The 2,565-nt window shown below is 57.2% G+C and carries 2 protein-coding genes and 1 pseudogene; 1 reads left to right on the forward strand and 2 read right to left on the reverse strand.

Translation table 11 applies throughout. The features are described 5' to 3' along the window. Window positions 1-165: 165 nt before the first annotated feature. Window positions 166-354, reverse strand: a complete 189-nt coding sequence (locus ACLHZ1_RS20365) for a hypothetical protein (RefSeq protein ID WP_042648437.1) — start codon at window positions 352-354, stop codon at window positions 166-168. A 296-nt stretch (window positions 355-650) separates the two neighbouring features. Between ACLHZ1_RS20365 and rimO the strand changes: the two genes are divergently transcribed. Continuing rightward, window positions 651-2,078: a 30S ribosomal protein S12 methylthiotransferase RimO gene (gene rimO / locus ACLHZ1_RS20370; protein WP_427263511.1), complete on the forward strand. Its 1,428-nt coding sequence runs from the start codon at window positions 651-653 to the stop codon at window positions 2,076-2,078. A gap of 289 nt (window positions 2,079-2,367) precedes the next feature. On the opposite strand, the pseudogene ACLHZ1_RS20375 reads toward rimO, so the two are convergent. Continuing rightward, window positions 2,368-2,433, reverse strand: a pseudogene (locus ACLHZ1_RS20375) (TIGR00645 family protein); the annotation flags it as partial. Between the last annotated feature and the right edge of the window lie 132 nt (window positions 2,434-2,565).

Genomic DNA, 2,565 nt, shown 5'->3' on the forward strand with positions numbered 1-2,565 from the left:
CTGACGGCGCTTACTGCTGAATTCACTGTCGGCGAAGGTAAGTTGATGACTCATGATGAACCCTGTTCCATGGCTCCAGATGACAAACATGATCTCATATCAGGGACTTGTTCGCACCTTCCCTAACAATGGAGCCTTCACCACCAGTATCATGTAATGAATAGCTTATTTGTCATTGCTCACGCCACCAAAGAAAAACGAGATCACGCTGTTGCGCTCGTTCAGGAGTGCGCCGATCACCACGCCAATGAGGTTGGAGATCAGCGCGACCAGTTCGGCCCTATCGCCAAGCAAATAGAGGGCTCCAAAGTTGGCCACAACCAAGGTGATGATCAGCAGCAGGCTGCGATTCATGATGCCGGTGGCAATCAGGTCGGCAGTGCCAGACTGTTTGGCATAGGTCTCCCGCGCATGTTGGCGTCCTTAGAGGCTTACCAGGTCGCTGGCTTGAGGAATTCGAGGCAGAACTCGTGACCGATGGCACTGCCGTTGATGATTGCATCGTCATCACCTCTCAGGAAAAGATACAAAATATCGCGCATTGAAATCTAATATTGCAGGTTAAAAAATGCACATGTCACTTCTTCCTCTTTCCTGCTCATCAGGTATAATCCGCCATCTTTTTTTGCATTAGTGACCAGCGATCCTCTATGACCGTCAACCGTTTTGACCCTAGCTCAGACAGCCTGACACCTGCAACTACGCGGGTTCAGCCATCGGACGACCACACTGTCCAACAAGCGACTTCCAGCATTATTAGGTCTCACCACCCAAGGATTGGTTTTGTGAGCTTGGGATGCCCTAAAAACCTGGTCGATTCCGAGCGCATCCTGACCCAGCTGCGTACCGAAGGGTACGACGTGGTGCCCAGCTATGACGATGCGGAGCTGGTGGTAGTCAACACCTGCGGCTTCATCGACAGCGCAGTGCAGGAGTCGCTGGAAGCCATCGGCGAGGCCCTGGCCGAAAACGGCAAGGTGATCGTCACCGGCTGCCTCGGTGCCAAAGAGAACCAGATCCGCGAGATCCACCCCAAGGTGCTCGAGATCACCGGCCCCCACGCCTATGAAGAGGTGCTGGGCCACGTCCACAAATACGTGGAAAAACCCACCCACAACCCCTTCACCAGCCTGGTGCCGGCCCAGGGTGTCAAGCTGACCCCGCGCCACTACGCCTATCTCAAGATTTCCGAAGGCTGCAACCACCGCTGCACCTTCTGCATCATCCCCTCCATGCGCGGGGATCTGGTGAGCCGCCCCATCGGCGAGGTGCTGGCCGAGGCCAAGCGTCTGAAAGAGGCCGGCGTGAAGGAGATCCTGGTGATCTCCCAGGACACCTCCGCCTACGGCGTCGACGTCAAGCACCGCACCGGTTTCTACGACGGCATGCCGGTCAAGACCAGCATGGTGGCCCTGTGCGAGGAGCTGGCCAAGCTCGACATCTGGGTGCGCCTGCACTACGTCTACCCCTACCCCCACGTGGATGACGTCATCCCGCTGATGCGCGACGGCAAGGTACTGCCTTACCTCGACATCCCGCTGCAGCACGCCAGTCCGCGCATCCTGAAATTGATGAAGCGCCCCGGCACCGTCGAGCGCACCCTGGAGCGGATCCAGAAGTGGCGCGAGATCTGCCCCGAGATCACCCTGCGCTCCACCTTCATCGTCGGCTTCCCCGGCGAGACCGAAGAAGAGTTCCAGATGCTGCTGGACTTCATCGACAAGGCTGAACTGGACAGGGTCGGCTGCTTCAAATACAGCCCGGTCGAAGGCGCCAAGGCCAACGAGCTGCCGGATCCTGTGCCGGAAGACGTCCAGGAAGAGCGCTTCGTGCGCTTCATGGAGCTGCAGCAGCAGGTCTCCATCCGCAAGCTGGCCCGCAAGGTCGGCCAGGAGATGACGGTGATGATCGACGAGGTGGACGAAGAGGGCGCCACCGGCCGATCCTTCGCCGACGCCCCCGAGATCGACGGCCTTGTCTACCTGAACGGCGAGACCGGCCTCAAACCCGGCGACATGGTCAAGGTCCGCATCGACGAGGCGGACGAGTACGATCTCTGGGCCAGCCTGGTCGGCTGAGTCCGCCCCTACTGACCCCCTGCCCGGCAGGGGGCAGCAAAAAAGCCAGCCCGTGAAAACGGGCTGGCTTTTTCAATGCGCATCAATTGACCTCAAGGGCGCTGCATTCGCGAGGGGAGACAGGCTCAGCCCCACTGTCGACGGCGTGAGCGCGTCGCCATCATTTTCCCTTGGTGATCTTGTCCAGATAGCCCATGGCAAAGGCTGACAGGACGAAGGTGACATGAATAAGCAGATACCATTTTATTTTGTCATTCGGGATGTTCTCGGTATTCATGAACACCTTCAGCAGATGAATGGATGAGATGGCAACAATCGAGGCAGCCACCTTGTTCTTGAGGGAACCTGCATCCAGTTTTCCGTAAGCGCCCTTGAATCGGCATCTTTTTTTCCCAAAATCAGCTCGTCACACTTGAAATCCATTACCTCTTCGCTGGATTTTCACTATGACCACTCAAGAACGTGCTGATTTTTGGCAGCAGCAGAT

The organism is Aeromonas sobria (genome assembly GCF_050266975.1).
Lineage (GTDB): Bacteria > Pseudomonadota > Gammaproteobacteria > Enterobacterales > Aeromonadaceae > Aeromonas > Aeromonas sobria_B.